The organism is Pontibacter populi, assembly GCF_040278685.1.
GTDB classification, from domain to species: Bacteria; Bacteroidota; Bacteroidia; order Cytophagales; family Hymenobacteraceae; genus Pontibacter; species Pontibacter populi.
Genome location: NZ_JBEOKT010000027.1, coordinates 13,264 through 31,145, shown reverse-complemented (window position 1 = coordinate 31,145; position 17,882 = coordinate 13,264). Strand labels below are relative to the sequence as shown.

The 17,882-nt window shown below is 42.6% G+C and carries 23 protein-coding genes; 19 read left to right on the top strand and 4 right to left on the bottom strand.

Going from position 1 to position 17,882, the window contains the following annotated elements:
* Positions 1 to 127 precede the first annotated feature (127 nt).
* Together ABS362_RS18750 and ABS362_RS18745 are read left to right on the top strand one after the other, a co-directional pair.
* Positions 128 to 508 carry a DUF3127 domain-containing protein gene (locus ABS362_RS18750; RefSeq protein ID WP_350414487.1) on the top strand — a complete coding sequence of 127 codons (381 nt, stop codon included), beginning with the start codon at positions 128 to 130 and terminating at the stop codon, positions 506 to 508.
* A 142-nt stretch (positions 509 to 650) separates the two neighbouring features.
* On the top strand, positions 651 to 1,271 hold the full coding sequence (locus ABS362_RS18745; protein WP_350414486.1) for an AlbA family DNA-binding domain-containing protein: 621 nt from the start codon (positions 651 to 653) through the stop codon (positions 1,269 to 1,271).
* Positions 1,272 to 1,274: 3 nt separating this feature from the next.
* Here ABS362_RS18745 and ABS362_RS18740 read toward each other — a convergent pair whose 3' ends face one another.
* Positions 1,275 to 1,742, bottom strand: a complete 468-nt coding sequence (locus ABS362_RS18740; RefSeq protein ID WP_350414485.1) for a toxin-antitoxin system YwqK family antitoxin — start codon at positions 1,740 to 1,742, stop codon at positions 1,275 to 1,277.
* A gap of 390 nt (positions 1,743 to 2,132) precedes the next feature.
* On the opposite strand from ABS362_RS18740, the gene ABS362_RS18735 reads away from it, so the two are divergent.
* Positions 2,133 to 3,458: a PhoH family protein gene (locus ABS362_RS18735; protein WP_350414508.1), complete on the top strand. Its 1,326-nt coding sequence runs from the start codon at positions 2,133 to 2,135 to the stop codon at positions 3,456 to 3,458.
* A gap of 258 nt (positions 3,459 to 3,716) precedes the next feature.
* Here the strand turns inward: ABS362_RS18735 and ABS362_RS18730 are convergent, their stop codons facing one another.
* Both ABS362_RS18730 and ABS362_RS18725 read right to left on the bottom strand, forming a co-directional pair.
* On the bottom strand, positions 3,717 to 4,244 hold the full coding sequence (locus tag ABS362_RS18730; protein ID WP_350414484.1) for a DinB family protein: 528 nt from the start codon (positions 4,242 to 4,244) through the stop codon (positions 3,717 to 3,719).
* Between the two features lie 4 nt (positions 4,245 to 4,248).
* A complete protein-coding gene (locus tag ABS362_RS18725) occupies positions 4,249 to 4,803 on the bottom strand; it encodes an SRPBCC family protein (protein ID WP_350414483.1) in 555 nt (184 codons plus the stop codon).
* Between the two features lie 201 nt (positions 4,804 to 5,004).
* Here ABS362_RS18725 and ABS362_RS18720 point away from each other — a divergent pair, with 201 nt between their 5' ends.
* Positions 5,005 to 5,460 carry a YkvA family protein gene (locus ABS362_RS18720; RefSeq protein WP_350414482.1) on the top strand — a complete coding sequence of 152 codons (456 nt, stop codon included), beginning with the start codon at positions 5,005 to 5,007 and terminating at the stop codon, positions 5,458 to 5,460.
* Between the two features lie 236 nt (positions 5,461 to 5,696).
* Positions 5,697 to 8,009: a S46 family peptidase gene (locus ABS362_RS18715; RefSeq protein WP_350414480.1), complete on the top strand. Its 2,313-nt coding sequence runs from the start codon at positions 5,697 to 5,699 to the stop codon at positions 8,007 to 8,009.
* Positions 8,010 to 8,300: 291 nt separating this feature from the next.
* Here the strand turns inward: ABS362_RS18715 and ABS362_RS18710 are convergent, their stop codons facing one another.
* Positions 8,301 to 8,681, bottom strand: a complete 381-nt coding sequence (locus tag ABS362_RS18710; RefSeq protein ID WP_350414478.1) for a hypothetical protein — start codon at positions 8,679 to 8,681, stop codon at positions 8,301 to 8,303.
* Between the two features lie 293 nt (positions 8,682 to 8,974).
* Here ABS362_RS18710 and ABS362_RS18705 point away from each other — a divergent pair, with 293 nt between their 5' ends.
* The 14 genes from ABS362_RS18705 (at position 8,975) to ABS362_RS18640 (ending at position 17,825) form a co-directional block, all read left to right on the top strand.
* Positions 8,975 to 10,270, top strand: a complete 1,296-nt coding sequence (locus ABS362_RS18705) for a tyrosine-type recombinase/integrase (RefSeq protein WP_350414476.1) — start codon at positions 8,975 to 8,977, stop codon at positions 10,268 to 10,270.
* A 157-nt stretch (positions 10,271 to 10,427) separates the two neighbouring features.
* Positions 10,428 to 11,030: a hypothetical protein gene (locus ABS362_RS18700; protein WP_350414475.1), complete on the top strand. Its 603-nt coding sequence runs from the start codon at positions 10,428 to 10,430 to the stop codon at positions 11,028 to 11,030.
* Between the two features lie 104 nt (positions 11,031 to 11,134).
* On the top strand, positions 11,135 to 11,434 hold the full coding sequence (locus ABS362_RS18695) for a hypothetical protein (RefSeq protein WP_350414473.1): 300 nt from the start codon (positions 11,135 to 11,137) through the stop codon (positions 11,432 to 11,434).
* Between the two features lie 91 nt (positions 11,435 to 11,525).
* A complete protein-coding gene (locus ABS362_RS18690; RefSeq protein WP_350414471.1) occupies positions 11,526 to 11,948 on the top strand; it encodes an SMI1/KNR4 family protein in 423 nt (140 codons plus the stop codon).
* Between the two features lie 100 nt (positions 11,949 to 12,048).
* The gene (locus ABS362_RS18685) at positions 12,049 to 12,870 is read left to right on the top strand and encodes a hypothetical protein (protein ID WP_350414470.1); all 822 of its coding nucleotides are present in this window, start codon (positions 12,049 to 12,051) and stop codon (positions 12,868 to 12,870) included.
* Between the two features lie 128 nt (positions 12,871 to 12,998).
* Positions 12,999 to 13,409, top strand: a complete 411-nt coding sequence (locus tag ABS362_RS18680) for a hypothetical protein (protein WP_350414469.1) — start codon at positions 12,999 to 13,001, stop codon at positions 13,407 to 13,409.
* A gap of 431 nt (positions 13,410 to 13,840) precedes the next feature.
* Complete coding sequence (locus ABS362_RS18675; RefSeq protein ID WP_350414467.1) at positions 13,841 to 14,176, top strand: DUF6984 family protein; 336 nt, start codon at positions 13,841 to 13,843, stop codon at positions 14,174 to 14,176.
* Between the two features lie 84 nt (positions 14,177 to 14,260).
* Positions 14,261 to 14,686, top strand: coding sequence for a hypothetical protein (locus tag ABS362_RS18670; RefSeq protein ID WP_350414466.1), 426 nt, complete (start codon positions 14,261 to 14,263; stop codon positions 14,684 to 14,686).
* Positions 14,687 to 14,765: 79 nt separating this feature from the next.
* A complete protein-coding gene (locus ABS362_RS18665; protein WP_350414464.1) occupies positions 14,766 to 15,257 on the top strand; it encodes a hypothetical protein in 492 nt (163 codons plus the stop codon).
* A gap of 88 nt (positions 15,258 to 15,345) precedes the next feature.
* Positions 15,346 to 15,984 (top strand): hypothetical protein, encoded by a 639-nt coding sequence (locus ABS362_RS18660; RefSeq protein ID WP_350414462.1) that lies wholly within the window; start codon positions 15,346 to 15,348, stop codon positions 15,982 to 15,984.
* A 91-nt stretch (positions 15,985 to 16,075) separates the two neighbouring features.
* On the top strand, positions 16,076 to 16,384 hold the full coding sequence (locus ABS362_RS18655) for a hypothetical protein (protein ID WP_350414460.1): 309 nt from the start codon (positions 16,076 to 16,078) through the stop codon (positions 16,382 to 16,384).
* Positions 16,385 to 16,551: 167 nt separating this feature from the next.
* Complete coding sequence (locus ABS362_RS18650; RefSeq protein WP_350414507.1) at positions 16,552 to 16,833, top strand: type II toxin-antitoxin system RelE/ParE family toxin; 282 nt, start codon at positions 16,552 to 16,554, stop codon at positions 16,831 to 16,833.
* A gap of 10 nt (positions 16,834 to 16,843) precedes the next feature.
* A complete protein-coding gene (locus ABS362_RS18645) occupies positions 16,844 to 17,143 on the top strand; it encodes a HigA family addiction module antitoxin (protein WP_350414459.1) in 300 nt (99 codons plus the stop codon).
* A 127-nt stretch (positions 17,144 to 17,270) separates the two neighbouring features.
* Positions 17,271 to 17,825: a cupin domain-containing protein gene (locus ABS362_RS18640; RefSeq protein WP_350414457.1), complete on the top strand. Its 555-nt coding sequence runs from the start codon at positions 17,271 to 17,273 to the stop codon at positions 17,823 to 17,825.
* Positions 17,826 to 17,882 lie beyond the last annotated feature (57 nt).

The window sequence follows — 17,882 nt, the reverse complement described above, 5'->3', positions numbered from 1 at the left end:
AAGCCGGTCACAGTTAGGCAGGTAGTATAGTTTACAAAAAAAGTACACCTAAACCGCGAAAAAACACTTAACTCATATCGGAATTTAGTATCTTTGTTTTTAGTTACTAAATAAAAATACAGAAATTATGTCGTTTGATATCCAAGGAAAACTGCACGAAATCTTCGCGGAAAACCAGGTAAGTGATAAATTCAGAAAGCGCGAGTTTGTACTCGAGATTCCGGATGGTTCTTACACCCAGTACGCTAAGTTCCAGCTAACTCAGGATAAGTGCAGCCTGCTAGACCAGTTCCAGAAAGGACAGGAAGTAAAGGTTTCTTTCAACTTATCAGGAAAGCCGTTTGTAAAGAATGGTGAGACCTTATATTTTACTAACCTGCAGGCCTGGAGACTTGAGGCAGCTAATGCCGGTGGTGGTAACTTTGGCGGTGCTCCTGCTTCGGCTCCTGCACAGGCTCAAGCCCCTACGTTCTACTCTTCTGAAGCAGATAACGACCTGCCTTTCTAAGCAAAGGAAACTATATTATACAAGAAAGCGGGCCCAAAGCCCGCTTTTTTTATGCCCACCCCTGCCCAACCTTTCGCGTAAAGTATAGTACAACACACCCGCACCTTAGTTTTGCATCATGCCAAAGCCTAAATTCATTTTTATGGATGAACTCCAGCGCCTTATCTGGCAAGGCGAGAACGACCAGGTAGATTTTAAACAGCGCGTTACCCAACCCGAAAAAATTGCCCGTACCATGGTTTCGTTTGCCAATACTCGCGGCGGCACGATCCTGATCGGCGTTAAAGATAATGGAGTGGTGTGTGGTGTAGACCCTGAAGAAGAGAAACATACCCTGCAGCTTGCAGCCAACTTTTACTGCGACCCTCCTGTTGCGCTTACCTACGAAGAAATAGAAGTAGATCATCACCTGGTTTTAAAAGTAACTATACCGGAAAGCCGGCATAAGCCACATTTCGCGAAAGTGAAAGAAGATGACTGGCGCGGCTACGTGCGTGTAAAAGATACCAGCGTACAGACCAGTAAAATGGTAAACAAGGTATTACAGCACGAAGAGCCTCAGTTTGAACGCTTGCCCCTAGACCGGCACGAGAATGCAGCTCTGGAAATGCTGCAAAAACAACCCCGCCTTACGCTAAAACAATACATGAAAGCCGCCAACCTTTCTGAGCGCCGCGCGCACCGCATTTTGGTAAAACTTGTGATACACGGTTACCTCCGTCTCCACGACAAAGAGAAAGAAGAGTACTATACACTGAGCTAGGTTTTATTTATCGTAGCGAAGCAGGTTACCTTTCAGGTAGGTTTCGGTGTGGGTGAAATTGCCCTGTTCATCAAATACCTGCCAGTCGCCTTCCCAGTAATAATGCGCCATAGTTGCATCGCGGTATAGTCTGGCAGTACCAGCTTTTGCCACATTTCCGTTTTCGTGATAGCGCCATACCTGTATAACCGGCGAGTTACGGGTGTACTTCTCTTTCATGAACAGTTTGCCTCCGGGGTTATAGTAATACCAGGTCCCCACTTCTCTGCCATGCCTGAATCGCCCGTTACGGATCAGGTCTTTGTCATCGTTTATGTAAACCTTCCAGCGCCCATGGTATTCCTGGTTCTTATCAAAAGCATTTACCTGGAAAGGCAAATACCAGCGCTTTATTATAAACGGCTTTGCTGTTTGAGCAAACGCTGCAAATGGCAGTGCTGCAACCATGAGTAAAACGATAGCTCTTTTCATAGTTAGATGACCTGTTACTGTACGTAAAGCTAATGTATGATATTTTACTTATCAACTAAAGATTTAGTTATAAAATAACTCACTCATTTATAACAACATGCAAACGGGTTGTCTTTATACTGAAAATTAATTCTTCTAACTATAGTAAAAATACTATCAAAGGCATTACCGGCGCTTATAGTTTACCGTACACTATATAAAAATAGCTCCCTATCTATAGATCCGCCGGAGCGTTACTACCTGCCAACTATAGGCAGTTTTTTGGTTTTCACCCTTAACCAATACCTTATGCCAAAAGCAAGCACAGCTACCGCAAAACAGAAAACAACCAAAACCGATTCAATTACCAAAACAGCCAGCGTACGACCTGCAGCTACTAACGGAAAAGCCATGAAGGCAGCAGACCGCAAAGTTTTCGTACTCGACACATCGGTTATACTTTACGACCACAGCGCTATCCAGAACTTCCAGGAACATGACGTTGCCATACCTATAACTGTACTCGAAGAACTTGATAACTTCAAAAAGGGCAACGACATCAAGAATTTTGAAGCCCGCGAGTTCATCCGTTTCATCGATAAACTATCAGCAGAACATAAGCTACAGGAATGGATACCGTTGAACGGGAAGACAAAAGGCAGTTTCCGGGTGATCATGAACGAGAACGTGACCCTGGATGCTGTAAAGGTTTTCGGCGATAAGAACGACCACCGGATACTGAACTCGGCGCTTCAGATACAACAGGAACAGCCGGGCCGCAAAGTGGTGCTGGTTACAAAGGATATAAACCTGCGCCTGAAAGCCCGCGCCCTAAACCTGATATCGGAAGACTATGAAACAGGTAAAATTCAGGATGTGGCTGGTTTGTACACCGGGAATGACACCCTGGAAGATGTGCCAGCCAACATCATAAATGACCTGTATGAAAAAGGCGTTTGTGAAGTGGACAAAGTAATGCCTTCTCCACCGGCCGATAACCATTTTTTTATCCTGAAGAGCTTTAAAAACTCGATCCTGTCTTTCTATAACGCCTCTGAAAAGCTGCTGGAACGTGTGGACAAACAAGCTGCCTTCGGGGTGAAGCCGCGTAATGCCGAACAGACCTTTGCGCTGCACGCCCTTTTAAACCCGAACATTAAGCTGGTTTCGATACAGGGTGTGGCCGGTACTGGCAAAACCTTGCTGGCACTGGCAAGTGCCCTGGAGCAACGCCGCGATTATAAGCAGATCTACCTGGCCAGGCCTATCGTGCCGCTAAGCAACAAAGACATCGGTTACCTGCCCGGCGATATCAAATCGAAGCTGAACCCTTACATGGAGCCGCTCTGGGATAACCTGAAGTACATACAGAACCAGTTCGCTGAGAACAGTAAAGAATACCAGAAAATACGCGACATGGTAGAACTGGAAAAACTGATGATCACGCCGCTGGCATATATTCGTGGCCGAAGTTTGTCCAACATCATTTTTATAGTTGATGAAGCGCAGAACCTGACACCGCACGAAGTAAAAACCATCATTTCACGGGCCGGCGAAAACACCAAGATCATCTTTACCGGGGACATCTACCAGATCGATACACCTTACCTGGACTCTCAAAGTAACGGTTTATCTTACCTGATTGATCGCGCTAAGAATCACCCGCTTTATGCACACGTAACCCTTATGAAAGGTGAACGCTCTGAACTGGCAAACCTGGCGAATGAACTTTTATAGTTAGTAAGTTAGAAGGTTTATAAGTTAGAAAGTTATAAAAGCAAAAGCCGCAGCTGTTTATAGTTGCGGCTTTTGCTTTTTTAGTTTGAACTTGTTTAGGGTTTATAGTTTCTGCAGTAGAAATCGAGCCATTGTTGGTGTTTTCACCAACAATCCAGGCGCCTGGCTCTTTATACTTGCTGGTGAAAATACACAGCAAGGGCGTATACTGAACCCAGATAAAACACGAAACAGCTTCTTTGTTATAAACTATACAGACTACTTCAGGTAACGCTCTTTTAAAATGTTGATGTGATGGCGTTCGTGACCGGCAATAACGTAAATAAGTCCGCGAAGAGTGATCTGTTTTCCATTGGCAGTACCCACATTTTCCAGCATAGTTGAGTCGAAGCCCCGGAACATACACATATTAGACCTGCGCACCAGATCATACTCTTCCAGAATATCTCTTAACAGGCGATCATTTGCCCTTGAGTTTTCAGCATACATGTTCTCATCGAACCCTGGCAACGGTGTCTGTTCGCCACGGGCAATACAAAGTGCACGATACGCAAATACCCTTTCCGAATCGATCATGTGTTGTAACAGTTCTTTCATAGTCCATTTGCCGTCAGCGTACGCTTCTTCTGCCCTGTCATCATCTATAGCTGCAAAAAGAGACCGGATCTCTGAGTTCTGCTCTTCCAGCGTCTGCATGATCTCTGCATTTTCTGGTACCTGGTTCACATAAGGTAAGTAATAAGCCGGATATTCGTTCTGTAGTGGTCTTTTAATCGTTAAGGTCATAGTATTACTTTTTGGCGGTATTTTGTTTGTTATCGGTCATTAGGGTTTGCAGGTTGGTAAGACTTTCATGTATCTCCTGTTCCGTTTTATAGTTTTGCCAGGCACCTTTATACAAAGCCAGCGGGCTATCTTCTAAGGGAGTTGTTTGTCGCCATGTAATTATGGTGCCCTTTTCAGTCTCCTTCAACACCACACTTCCAGTCGATTTTATAGTTTGTCCTTCCTGCTTCAGTTCATAGTTCAGGCTGTCGGGTGCAGTGCTTTGGGTAAACAGCATGTGCCAGTTACCGAATTTGTCACCGTTCCAGTTCTGCCGTGCTCCCGCCCCACTCATTGGTCCGCCATATAAATAGATCAGGCTAGGGTCGTTGGTAGTATTCCAGGCGCACCAGCGTTTCCAGTCGGTTGTGTTGTTCAGGTATGGGAAAACATGTTCGGGAGTAGCATCAATAACTATAGTTTGTCTTACCTCCATTTGTTTAGGTAATAAGGTAGCTCCCCCAAAAAAACAGGCCGCCAGCACCACCAGTACCACAGCAAAACGCAACAATAGCTTCATAAGGTTTACAGTAATAATAGATAATGCAGTTGTACTATTGTTTGATTTTATTCACCAAGTTAGTGGAAGTATCTGATGCAAATCAATAGCCGGGGCATATATATTTTTTAATTTCTATAGAAGTTTCTTAAAACCCTGCAAAGCAGCTTTTACAACTATAATTCCGTAGAGTAAAGCATTTAACAGAAACAACAAAGAACCATGTTACAGGATTTAATACAAAAAGGGCTGCGCTTGTCGCAACATGCCATATTCCGAAAGTTTGTTACCAGGGCCGGTGGTTTCCTGGCAAAGCCTGCCAAACTGGCCATACTCCTTACCTCCGCTTATGATAAACTTATAGATACAGGTAGTTCTCAAAGCGGCTTCGCCCAGGTAAAAGATATTATGCAAACCTTTATCAGACTGGTAAAAGCATATGCTAATGGTAGTTACAGGGCAGTTTCCAATAAGTCGTTGCTGGTAGGTATTGGCGTGCTTTTATACCTGGTTACCCCACTCGACGTCATCCCGGATTTTATTCCGGTGATCGGTTTATTAGATGATATCAGCTTAATGGCCTGGTTCGTAGACGCCTTCCAGAAAGAAATAAACGGTTTCAGAGCATGGGAGCAGGGAAAGAGCGCGAGTTTAGGAGTTAGAGAGTTAGAAAGTTAAAGAGTTTGGGAGTTGAGGAATTAAAACTTTTAGAAAGCCACTGCAATTGCGTAGTGGCTTTGCTTGTTTGTAGAACTTTTGGAAATCGTCTTAACAAACTTTCTAACCTTCTAACTTACAAACTTTCTAACTTATCAAACACGCCTGTTTATACCTTTCTAACTTTTTAACTTTTTAACTTTCTAACTTTAGAGTAATTTCAGGCAATCAAACTTTTTATAACTATACATTCACTCATGATCAGCAAACGCATTTTTGCTTTTATAGCAGCTGCCTGGTTGAGTATTGGTATTAGCACTGCGCGCCCCGACGAAGGCATGTGGCTACCGATGCTCCTGAAGCAGCTAAACGAGTCTGATATGCAGAAAAAGGGCCTCAAGCTATCTGCCGAAGACATTTATAGTGTAAACCAGTCCAGCCTGAAAGATGCCATCGTATCGTTTGGCGGATTTTGTACCGGCGAAATGATCTCTCCGGAAGGTCTTTTGCTTACTAACCACCACTGCGGTTACGGCCAGATACAGCAGCACAGTACAGTTGAGAATGATTATCTGACAAAGGGTTTCTGGGCGATGACCAAAGAACAGGAACTGCCAAACCCAGGACTTACTGCCACTTTTATAGTGCGCATGGAGGACGTGACCAAGCAAATATTAGCCGGCGCTGATGCCGCTAAAACCGAAGCTGAGCGCGAAGCCATCATCCAGAAGAACATAACTAAGGTTGCGAAAGAAGCCACTGCCGGCACACACTACGATGCCGTTATAAAGCCTTACTTCTATGGCAATGAGTATTATATGTACATCACCGAAACGTTCAAAGACATCCGTATGGTTGGTGCGCCTCCATCGTCTATCGGTAAGTTTGGTGGCGATACAGATAACTGGATGTGGCCACGCCACACCGGTGACTTCTCGTTGTTCCGTATTTATGCTGGGCCAAACAACGAGCCGGCTGAGTACTCACCTAACAACAAGCCTTACAAGCCGAAGCACCATTTGCCTATTTCGTTAAGCGGCGTGAAGGAAAATGACTTTACGATGGTATTTGGTTTCCCGGGGCGTACTAACGAGTACCTTACCTCGCATGCTATTGAGGAGATATACGAAGTATCTAACCCTGCCAAGATAAAGATCCGCGACACGAAACTGCAGATACTGGATAAGGACATGAAAGCTTCGGATGCGGTTCGTATACAGTATGCAGCCAAGTATGCTAGCATTGCCAACTACTGGAAAAAGTGGATCGGTGAGAACCGTGGCCTGCGCAAGGCAAACGCAATTGAGAAGAAAAAAGAACTAGAAGCCCAGTTTGTGAACTGGGTAAACGCTGACCCGGCACGCAAGCAGGAATATGGTAACCTGATGGCTGAGTTTGAGAAGAACTATAAGACTCTGGATGGCATCACAATTTCCCGCGACTATATTATGGAAGCAGCCAACGGCGTTGAACTGATCCGTTACGCCAGCGGTTTCGGTAAGCTGCAGGAAATGATAGCTGCCAAAGCGCCACAGGCAGAAATTAACTCACAGGTTGAAAAACTTGAAAAAGGTGCTGCTGGTTTCTTTAAGAACTACAACGCCCCTACCGACAAGAAAGTGTTTGCAGCATTAATGGGCATGTATTACAACGACCTGGACAAGAAGTTGCTTCCGGAAGCTGTAAGAACTGCTGGTGTTAAAGCAAAAGGTGATTTCAGTAATCTGGCTGATGAAATTTACAGCAAGTCTCAGCTAACGTCAGAGGCGGGTGTTAAGAAGCTGCTGGCTGATGTAAAAGCTGGCAAAACAAATACGCTGAAAAATGACCCGGCCTTTGCTCTTGCCAACGCCATCGACACGCATTACCGCACACAGGTATTGCCTACTTACACAGCCGTTAACGATAACCTGAACCTGTTGTACAGAAAGTATATTACCGGCTTGCGTGCCATGCAACAGGATAAGAAGTTTTACCCGGATGCTAACTCTACCCTGCGTGTTGCTTACGGTAAAGTAGAGCCTTACGAGCCGCTGGATGGCGTACAGTATAATTGCTATACTACCCTGGAAGGCATTATGGAAAAAGCTGCTATGGAAGGTATAGAGGATTACGTAATACCGGAAAAACTGCGCGAACTATACGAGAAAAAGGACTATGGCCAGTATGGCGTGAACGGTGAGCTACCGGTTGCTTTCATTGCATCTAACCACACCACAGGCGGTAACTCTGGTTCTCCGGTTATTAATGCCAATGGGCAGCTGATAGGCACTAACTTCGACCGTAACTGGGAAGGCACCATGAGTGACATTGCTTACAACCCGGACCAGGTGCGTAACATTGCTGTGGATGCCCGTTACATGCTGTTTATAGTTGATAAATTTGCCGGTGCCGGCCACCTCGTAAAAGAGATGACCCTGGTAACCGACAACACATCAGGTTTGCCGCAGGTAGATAGCCGTAAAAAAGCTGAGCCAACTAAAGAGCTTTCTAAGAGAGAGAAACGCAAACTGGAGAAAGAGGCTAAAAAAGCTAAAAAGAAAGCGAAAGAAGCTGCTGAAGTAAACTAAGCACAACTATAGTTTATAGTTACCCAAAGCCCTGCCAATAGTTTAGGCGGGGCTTTTTTTATTATATCTATAAGGCTGTTTTGAATTTTATTATTGGAAGCTAAAAAAAGGAGGATTTTCGGCTTCTGGTGAGACTCCTCCCCCAAACTCTTCGGGATGTGTCAGTTGAGTGGCGTAGCAGCGCTATGGCTCGAAAAAGAGGCGAAGCCAGGTTTCCCGAAAGTCTTTTTGATCTTAGACCGGAAAAGTGCTTTTGCAGCCCAATGAATAAATTCAAAACAGCCTCTATACCTACTTATTTTCCATGTAAGCCTGCCAGTTCACAATAAGTACTTTCTCGTCTTGGAGTAACAGGTATCCATAATCGTAGCAGAAGTGGTAGGTATTGCCTTGTTTGGAACGGTACAAATGGGTGAAGTGGCGGAAGTCGAAGCCTGCCATTTGGAGCACCTCCCGCCGCAGGGTAGTCTTGCCCTCCGGGCTGTAGCGCTGCAGCAAGAAACGGTTGTGGCGCAATTTGTTATTGGTCTCCTTCATCAGGCGCTCACCTGCATCCTCGGAGCGTCGGCGGTTGCTGGCTGCCGCCCGGCACTGGTTGGAACAGTATACCTTGCCTGCCCTGCCTACCAGCGGCTGGTCGCAGGTTTCACAAGTTCTTTTGGTCTTATCCATAGGTTAGATAATACATTAAGCGCACATAAACGGTTAAAAACGTTATATACGTTTATAAGCGCACTTATGCGCACGATCTGCGCTTAAATGCGCTGAATACCCGAATTTGGTGCCTGTAATACTGATTTTGCACCATGACACAAGCCAATTCCCAGCCCGCTGTATTCCTGCCCCCCCTTGAGCATGAGGGAAAACAGTTCATACGCCTCTGGCACAAGCCCAACCCTTTTATTGTTAAGCGGCTTAAGGAGGCCCCCTGGGTTAAGTACAGCAAGACCTACAAGTGCTTTGTGATGCACCACAATTCACAAAGTATCGAAATGACCTTCGGGCACTTTCAGGGTCTGGCATTGGTTAACTCCCGCTACCTATACCGAGCTAAAAGATTGAAGCCCAATAAACTGGTACCCGTACTAACAGGCGAGCAGATGGGCGAGCCACTTGAAAAAATGCCCGATCTGCCGGTGGTCAAGCTTCAGCCCATGCTGGCAAAAGACGGCAGAACTGTCATTGGCATTACTTTCAAATACAGCCAGCAGGTTTACGAAACGCTTAAATACAGCAGCATTGCTGCCTGGCAACAGGAGCAGAAATGCTATGCAATACCAGAAGGCGGGCAGCACATACAGCAACTTGCCGAGGAACTGGAGGGCGTAGGTTGGCTTTGGCTGAGCCAGGAACTTCTACTTCGCGATGTCGTGCTAATGCGAAGGCTCTGGGAACAAACATATAAGAAGGGTGCAGACTACATTACCTGCCCGATTGATTACCTGGAGAAGCTCTATCTGCTCAATTACTCTATGAACACGATACGCACTTACCACAGCTTGTTGCTGCGCTTCCTCAACAGCCACAAGGCAAAGGGGTTGGACCAGGTAAATATCTTCACGGAGAATGATATTAACCAGTACCACCGACAGATGGTGCAGGCTGGTGCCTACTCCTGCTCTTTTATAAATCAGAGCATCAATGCCGTTAAATTCTATTATCAGCGGGTGCTGGGTCGCCACGAGGTGCAGCTTAATAATGTTGAGCGCCCCGAAAAGCCCGACAGGTTGCCCACAGTGCTTAGTAAGGAAGAGGTAAAAAAGATACTGTCGGCTACCGACAACCTTAAGCACCGCTGCATGCTGCAATTACTCTATGCCGGTGGGCTTAGAATCGGTGAGGTGATAAACCTGAAACTCAGCGACGTGAAGTCGGACCGGAACCTGCTCCTGATCAGAGGCGGCAAGGGCAAAAAGGACCGCACCACCGTGCTATCACAGAAGTTGCTGGAGAACCTTCGGCTCTATTATAAGGAATACAAACCGAAGGAATGGCTCTTTGAGGGCCAGTTTGGGGGGCAGTACACAGCAGACAGCCTGCGCAACGTGTTTCAGGCCTGCCGCAAGAAGGCCGGCGTAAAGACAAATGCGACTCCTCATACCTTGAGACACTCCTTTGCTACGCACCTATTGGAACAAGGCACCGACCTAAGGTATATTCAGACCCTGCTCGGGCACCGCTCGAGTAAAACTACAGAAGTTTACACGCACGTAACCAGCTACGCCCTGGATAAAATCGTGAGTCCGCTTGACAATTTATAGAAAAGAACTAAATTAGTATTGCGCTATGTAAGTGAAAGAAAAGAAAGGCAGCCTCGAAATTAAAAATAGTTAAAAAGAAGCCATCAACACTCTACTCATAGTGCAGATAGTAGGAGTAGGTACTCCTGTTAGCAGATAGTTACCTTTCATTGAAAGCATGAAAAAGTATAGAAATAAGCTTAGTAGTTTCTTAGAGACGGCACTAATTATTGCCTTTGTCTTTTCAATAGGAACGGACAGATTCCCTTTTGTTACCAATGCTATCATCATACTTTGGCTTTCATCGATTCTTGTACGTGTAGCAGACAACATCTTGTATAGAGCAGGCTATAAGAAAAGTGAGATAAGATATGCCACATTGAATGACGGCATCGGCAGATACACTCAGTTTGGAATAGGCGCATTTATCATTCTTCTTTCGGTTGGCTGTTATATTTGGATTCCTTCAACAGGATTGTATTCTTTGGGAGGAATCGGCATAGGGATTTTGCTGATTATAATGGGACTCTTAGAACTGCCGCATGGTGTGATGAAGCTAAAAGCTAATAAGCTGTCCTTGTCAGGGATAGAAGAAAAAGTAGAAAGCAGTGCTTTGCAATTTGTAGAGATAGAGAACGACAAAATAATACTCATCGACTTCGAAGATAAAGTTCTTCAGCAAGAATCATTGAACCTTAGCCCGAGCGCAGCGAACTTAATAGAGCAATTTCTGAGAACTCATATAAATAGCGAGAGCTTAGTGAAAAACAAAGTAAGGTAACAATGTGCAGCCATTATGCTCGGCTACGCCTCGCACATCGGCTGCACGAGTAACGTTGGCGGTAACTTTAAGTACAGAAAGAATTAAATAAAAAGTATTTGTAAATGGGTTGGACAGTAATCTTGGAAGACTACAGGGGAAATGAAATAAAGAAGCTCTCCAAAGAGTTTACACCTTCTTCATTTGCTCATCTTGAATCTGAAAAGTTTAAGACTCTAAGGTATATTGACCCTTATGACGATACCACATTCAACTCCGTTATGTGCAAGGAGTTGGTTTCTGACCTTAATGAACTGTGGAAGGACGAGTCAGCAGATGTAAGAAAACAGATAGAAGAGATACTTGAGTTAACATCTGCATGTATGGACGAGCCGCATACTTATGTGAAGTTCTATGGCGATTAAGAATAGCTTCCGCCAACAATGTACACAAGTTACTCTCGGCTTCGCCTCAATCACCTTATGTACTAACCGTTGGCAGTAAATAAAATTAAGTATGAATCAGGAGGAACTAAGCGAAATAGAAGAATCTTTGGGCATATCCTTACCACGTTATTACAAAGATTTCCAAATTCAATATCCAGATGAGCTTAAAGCGGCAAATTTCAATGAAGTATATTTTTCAGAAGACCCTAAATATCTTGTTGAAATAAATCAATTCTGGAAAAGTATGGGGCTTCCGAGCCAGTTTTTTGCAATTGGTAATGATATAGGAGGTAATTACTTCTTTATCAATCTTTCTAATAACAAAGAAATTGTATATTATTTTGACCACGAAGAAGCTGGTGAAGAAGAAACAGAAAGCAATTCTTGCGAATCTGGAAAAACAGAATGGGGAAAAGTATTAAATCCTGAACATCAAAATTTAATGGAATTTAAAGACTGGCTATTAAACTTCTGGGGAGATGCTTCTTTTTAGTTAACAAGAAAGTTTAAAATATCTCCTGCCAACCCAGTTCAGCCTTAACCCTTGCTACGCTACGGGCTTCGGCTGCACAAATCCGTTATGGGTCATAATAATGACGAAAACAATCTACATATTGACTCTTGTATTGCTCGTTGCTTGCCAAAGTCATGAAAAGCAGCAGCAAGAGAGACTTGAGTATGAGTATGTAGTGAAGAGCTACTACAGTAATGCTGAAGACCCCAAAAACTTACATACTGTTAAATTTTACGACTCATCCGACAGGTTGCTTCGTGAGATTGGCAGAGAAGGCGACTGCACCAGGTACATCTATGATGAAACTGGAAAACTGAAAGAGAAGGTTTGGGGAAGAAGCTGTGAGCAAGCTCATGGAGCAGTAAGGAGCATACTAATCTATGACTCTTTAGGTAACCATGTTGGCACTTATTCTACACAGGACTCGCTGGTTAATCTAGACACCGTAGATTACAAGCAGACTTACTTTTATGACAGTGAAAATAGGCTGGTAAAGGAGAAAACAGCCGAAAGGGTTGAGCCATCAGGTGACACGGTTGAGACTTGGAACTACTATACCTATGATAGAAATAGAAGAGACTCAGTAGTAATAAAAGAAAATGATGGTCTACTCTGGAAGGGAGCCTACAAGTATGATAAGAGTGGAAAACTGGTAGAGCTTAGAAAGATTCGCAGAAATATCTTTGAGAACGAGTACTTCATCTATGACAACCACGGCAGATTGATTGAGAAACTAACAGAAGTGAATGATAAAGTTGCTTCTCCTATTGGGGTCGTCAAAGTCCCTGATTCGAAGATAGTCTACACGTATGACTCAGCTGGTTTCTTAAGCAAAGAGATATTGTACCATGATGGCAAAGCGATTATACAAGAAGTCAATATCAAGGAATATAAAAATTAAGTCCCATAACCAAGTACAGCCTTAACCCTTGCTACGCTGCGGGCTTAGGCTGTACAAAACGTTGTGCGTAATTTTAAAAACAAATAATACTTCAATGAAACCTTAATTTTTTCAATCCAATCTAAAATATGTTAATAGAACAACTAAAATCCCACGGATTTGTGCATGGGATAGATGTCCATTGGAAGAATGATATGAGTGAATTCAAATTGCGGCCAGTTAATGAAGAAGTTTTAAAAACGAAGTCAATCATCTATTGCTGGTTTGACGCATATAATAATGTCGCGATGAATGTAGGGCTAACAAGCCAAACAATAAAGGCACGCTTTTTTTATTCCAGTGGGTATGAAAAATGGCTTAATGGGCTAATAGAGAAGGATAAAGATAGACCAATTCGTTATAAGTGGTTAGATTATTTCAATCAATGTAGGTCAGGAGAAGTAAAAATATACTATAAACCATGTAACCCAGCTTTATTGAGAACAGAAGAGATACAAATGATGGCGGCACTACGTCCTATTCTAAATGTCAAGCGATAACCTTATATATCTTCATTATTTGATAATATGTGAAACTAATGATCGTTGCAGTGCGCTACTCGGTCGACTAGAATGATTAAATATCCTCCCAATTCATTAGTCTAGCGGATTTAATCAATAAAATAATCATTCGATATTGTCAAAGCCCTAATCTTGAATATTTAATCATAATTAACTTGGTTGTTATCGAAAGATTAAAACCTGATAATTCTTCGATAAGATGATGTCAAATACATAAAAAATTGGCCGACTCGAATGCGGGACAACTATATGACTCAAGTGCAAGGAATAGAGCAATAATTAATAGAATTTAGGCTGCCTAAAAGTAAAGTAAAGAAATACTCCGCACAACATCAGCTAAATGCCAGCTTCGGCCGACGGCCTCTGGCGCCGTTTAGCCTAACCGTTATGGGAAATAGGTAATTACAGAAATGGAAACAAGGGAGTTAAAAGAACACGAACTGAATCTTGTAAAGCACCTTGTAAGAATTTCAAAGAAGGAAGGCTCCTATGATATTCCCGACTCGGTTGAAGAATTGAAAGATGGTAAAATGGGGAGTATCCGCTTTTTTAGTGGTGAGCCTAAAAGAAAGTATGCAGCAGACTTAGTACAGGTTGAGTATAAAGACGAAGATAACGTCCCAGTTATAATCACCTTGACCTTAGACAACCACCAAGAACTTTATGAATTAGAATTTTGGAAGGTAGATTTTGAGCAACTTAATCGCTACCCCAAACCTGACGAAGTAGGAGTAATAAATAGTTGAAGAACAACTGCCCATAACCCTGCACAGGCTTTATGCTCGGCTACGCCTCACCATAGCCTGTACAAACCGTTGTACCAAATAGAAATGATAGATAGAAAGACTGGTTTCTTAGAATTGGCTTTTGACAAAACTATAAAGCCAACGATGTCACTTGGAGAGATAAAAAGTATGGACATTGGAGAAAGTCAGTCTGAAATAGATATGGGGAATGGCTGGAAATGGTACAATGTCAGAAATGTAAAAGTCGCAGAACTATACTTTATTATATCTTTTGGTTTTCTTGATGATAGACTGAAGCAGCTAAGCTTGGTGTTCAGCAATTCAAAGTATGACCTAAGCAAAGGCTGGGAGTCATGGAATGAAAAAGAAGAAAGGCGAAATGCTGTCGTTTTTGACAATTGGTTAAAAGCAGAATTGGGCTCAGGAAAAACATTTAGCTGGGGTGAAGTGTGGGTAGACTATGATGAAAAAGGTGGTAGCAGCTCCATCGGAATAAGGTATAAAAACTAAATGGTACAACACAATGCTTAAGTAACCTTGCTAACGCAGCGGCTCCTTAAGCACGCGGCCGTTAGCAGCAAGTTAAATCATGAAAAAAACGTTACTACTATTATTTTGGCTTCTAAATCTAACTATCTGTCAAGGGCAGTCGGATTATGTAATATTAAAAAACCAATCAACAATTACCGACTTAATAACAACTTATAAAATCCTTCCTTCATCATCGACAACTACAGAGCTATCTGAAACTGAACTGGATTTGGCGAAGAAAGCTTCCCTTGAATACATTAAAGACTTTAATGCCGCAATAATCGAGGAATTTAAGAAGCGCGGAGAAAGGAAGAAATATGCAAAAATGTATCAAATAGACAACTTGGGTAATTACAAAATTCAATACGTTCCTTATCTGAATGAAAAAGGAGAAAAAGAAATTTGGATAAATGGATTTTGTAACGACTTCGACAAAGATTGGCGGAGAAAAATTATTCATGTATTTGATGGTGGAAACTGCTATTTCACAATTAGACTAAACCTAACGACAGGTGAGCGTTTAGGAATTGGAACAAATGGATACGCATAAAAACCAGCTGCTAACAACAGCTAAACGCCAACTCCAGCCGACGGCTGTCGCCGCCGTTTAGCCCAGTACGTTACCTAAAATTATAAAGATGAAATTTCCACTTTTGATTGTAGTTCTACTTATGAGCCTATCTGCTTTAGGGCAGATAACAGAACGGCAAGCGTATTGGAAATCCATAGTTGATAAAGACGCAAAAGAGCTTGGTATGGCTACTCTTGATTCGGCAGGTAATGTAAAGACCTATCGAATATGGTACAACAGTATGCAAGTAGTGGAACTAATACATCTTAATGATTCCATATTTGACGGACATATATTAAACTATGTGACTAAAAATTCTGGCACAAGGAAAAAGCCAATGAAAGAGACACTCATACATAGAATTAAAATACCTCCTCTAACTGTAAGAAAACTTATCGATTCATTACATAATGCGAATATCGAGACTCTTCCTGACTCCGACGAAATTGAAGGCTACCCGCAAGGGTTTGACGGAAGAAACTATGTCTTTGAGATAGGTACCCAAGGAAGTTACCGTATTTACTCATATTGGGAACCAGAAAACGAGCAGTATCAGAACGGAAGTTTAGCGGAAATTATTAATGTTAGGAAAATCCTTCGGACACTACAAACCGAATTAAGTCTTTCTAAGCTTTTCTCAGGCTTTATTAACAGGTTGCCGAAAGGAAGCTATACTTATGGAATAACTAACTTGGTAAAGCTATAAAAAATAAATTTAGGTAACACAGTTTATACCTTATGCTTCGTGTATGCCTCGCACAAGGCATACACGAACACGTTGTGCTGCATAGAAATTAATGAAAAACTCAGCAGAGTCGATAGAAGAATGTTTGAACCATATGGATGTTGACTGGATACCTTTCAATGACATCTACCGTTCAATTTTTGGCTTCTCAAATGGAGAACCTACTCAATCTGAGTTAGAAGCAACAATACAGCTCATAGAGTCTCTTTTAAAGGAACACAATGTTATCTGTTTGAAGGGACCAGAAATGAAGCCTCTGTTATATAACACCGATGATATAATAGAAGAAATAAGAAAGGTGATTCATACAGAGCCGTATGAAAGTTATTATTATGGGCTTTGGTTTGATAAGTTAAATTAAAATAAGAACAACGAAGCACAACAAAGTTCATAATTTAGGTTCGGCTACGCCTCCCCATATTATGCACGAGTAACGTTAGGCTATATTTCAAAGAATAAAATATCCACAAAACTTTTTAGTATTAAACTTAGTACTTACTTTTGACGTTAGTAACGCTAAAAGTAAGTATGATTATATCTTTTGGATCGAAGGAAACTGAAAAAATCTGGAATGGAGAACGAGTTTCGAAACTGCCTATGGAAATCCAGACGATTGGCAGACGTAAATTAAGAATGCTTAATAACTCTCAGGATATTGCTGACCTTCGCATTCCTCCCTCCAACAGATTAGAGAAGTTATCGGGAAATCTGAAAGAGTTCTACAGTATCAGGATAAACAGCCAGTGGAGAATCATTTTTCAGTGGCATAACGGCCAAGCATCAGAAGTAGAAATTATAGATTACCACTAAGAAGAAAAAAATGGAGCGACTACCTAATATTCATCCGGGAGAAATACTGCAAGAAGAATTTCTTGTTCCGCTAAACATTACCGCCTACAGGCTTTCAAAGGACATTGGTATACCTCAAACCAGAGTGTCTGAAATTTTGAAAGGAAACAGGCGCATTACAGCCGATACGGCTTTAAGGTTAAGTTATTATTTTGGCAACTCCCCTAAGTTCTGGCTTGGTTTGCAAGATGATTACGATTTGGAAGAAGAAAGGATAAATAAGCAGCAGGAATTGGAATCCATAAAACGATTTGAGAAAAACGCAGCCTAACAAAGTTCAGCCTTAACCCTAGCTACGCTTTGGGCTTCGGCTGCACGATAGCCGTTAAAAACCTTCTATCCCTATTTATTAAACCCACTAATTAATATCAGGTATTTCACGTCAACGTATAAATACCATGGATATAGCTTTACCTTACACCATCGAGAACAAAGCCGGGGAAAAATTAACCTTTACAAAAATTACAGTTAAAGACGGCGAAGAATACCTGGAAGCAGAAAATGAAGTTCAGCCTGGTGTTGGTCCGCCAATGCATGTGCACTATAAACAGGATGAGTGCCTGACTGTAGTTTCCGGGAAAATGGGTTACCAGGAGCTTGGCAGTAAACCAGGTTTTGCCGGCCCCGGGGAGTCGTTGCTATTTAAAGCAGGTACGCCACATAAATTCTGGAACGCCGGAACGGATGTGCTTTACTGTAAAGGCTACATTACACCCCCGGATAATGTCGTTTATTACCTGTCGGAGGTGTACAAGTCGTTGAATGAGAATGGTGGCCGCCCCGGAATGTATGATTCTGCCTTTTTGCTTAACAGGTATAAAACCGAATTCGGGATGCTGGAGATTCCTTGGTTTGCACAGAAGATTTTATTCCCGATCGTTCTGTTCTTCGGCAACTTAACCGGCAGGCACAAAAAATTTGCTGATGCCCCCCCGCCCCTCTACCATCAGTAAATCTCAACCTGAAAATCTGGACTATAATATTTGACTTTAAAACTATATAGTTATACT

Bases quoted from the DNA above. Each gene is read 5' to 3' on its own strand.
- ABS362_RS18745 (WP_350414486.1), top strand. From the start codon at position 651: ATGGATGAACTCCAGCGCCTTATCTGGCAAGGCGAGAACGACCAGGTA.
- ABS362_RS18715 (WP_350414480.1), top strand. From the start codon at position 5,697: ATGATCAGCAAACGCATTTTTGCTTTTATAGCAGCTGCCTGGTTGAGT.
- ABS362_RS18690 (WP_350414471.1), top strand. From the start codon at position 11,526: ATGAATCAGGAGGAACTAAGCGAAATAGAAGAATCTTTGGGCATATCC.
- ABS362_RS18735 (WP_350414508.1), top strand. From the start codon at position 2,133: ATGAAGGCAGCAGACCGCAAAGTTTTCGTACTCGACACATCGGTTATA.
- ABS362_RS18680 (WP_350414469.1), top strand. From the start codon at position 12,999: ATGTTAATAGAACAACTAAAATCCCACGGATTTGTGCATGGGATAGAT.
- ABS362_RS18660 (WP_350414462.1), top strand. From the start codon at position 15,346: ATGAAATTTCCACTTTTGATTGTAGTTCTACTTATGAGCCTATCTGCT.
- ABS362_RS18685 (WP_350414470.1), top strand. From the start codon at position 12,049: ATGACGAAAACAATCTACATATTGACTCTTGTATTGCTCGTTGCTTGC.
- ABS362_RS18670 (WP_350414466.1), top strand. From the start codon at position 14,261: ATGATAGATAGAAAGACTGGTTTCTTAGAATTGGCTTTTGACAAAACT.
- ABS362_RS18665 (WP_350414464.1), top strand. From the start codon at position 14,766: ATGAAAAAAACGTTACTACTATTATTTTGGCTTCTAAATCTAACTATC.
- ABS362_RS18695 (WP_350414473.1), top strand. From the start codon at position 11,135: ATGGGTTGGACAGTAATCTTGGAAGACTACAGGGGAAATGAAATAAAG.
- ABS362_RS18740 (WP_350414485.1), bottom strand. From the start codon at position 1,742: ATGAAAAGAGCTATCGTTTTACTCATGGTTGCAGCACTGCCATTTGCA.
- ABS362_RS18730 (WP_350414484.1), bottom strand. From the start codon at position 4,244: ATGACCTTAACGATTAAAAGACCACTACAGAACGAATATCCGGCTTAT.
- ABS362_RS18700 (WP_350414475.1), top strand. From the start codon at position 10,428: ATGAAAAAGTATAGAAATAAGCTTAGTAGTTTCTTAGAGACGGCACTA.
- ABS362_RS18710 (WP_350414478.1), bottom strand. From the start codon at position 8,681: ATGGATAAGACCAAAAGAACTTGTGAAACCTGCGACCAGCCGCTGGTA.
- ABS362_RS18640 (WP_350414457.1), top strand. From the start codon at position 17,271: ATGGATATAGCTTTACCTTACACCATCGAGAACAAAGCCGGGGAAAAA.
- ABS362_RS18705 (WP_350414476.1), top strand. From the start codon at position 8,975: ATGCACCACAATTCACAAAGTATCGAAATGACCTTCGGGCACTTTCAG.
- ABS362_RS18655 (WP_350414460.1), top strand. From the start codon at position 16,076: ATGAAAAACTCAGCAGAGTCGATAGAAGAATGTTTGAACCATATGGAT.
- ABS362_RS18750 (WP_350414487.1), top strand. From the start codon at position 128: ATGTCGTTTGATATCCAAGGAAAACTGCACGAAATCTTCGCGGAAAAC.
- ABS362_RS18720 (WP_350414482.1), top strand. From the start codon at position 5,005: ATGTTACAGGATTTAATACAAAAAGGGCTGCGCTTGTCGCAACATGCC.
- ABS362_RS18650 (WP_350414507.1), top strand. From the start codon at position 16,552: ATGATTATATCTTTTGGATCGAAGGAAACTGAAAAAATCTGGAATGGA.
- ABS362_RS18675 (WP_350414467.1), top strand. From the start codon at position 13,841: ATGGAAACAAGGGAGTTAAAAGAACACGAACTGAATCTTGTAAAGCAC.
- ABS362_RS18645 (WP_350414459.1), top strand. From the start codon at position 16,844: ATGGAGCGACTACCTAATATTCATCCGGGAGAAATACTGCAAGAAGAA.
- ABS362_RS18725 (WP_350414483.1), bottom strand. From the start codon at position 4,803: ATGAAGCTATTGTTGCGTTTTGCTGTGGTACTGGTGGTGCTGGCGGCC.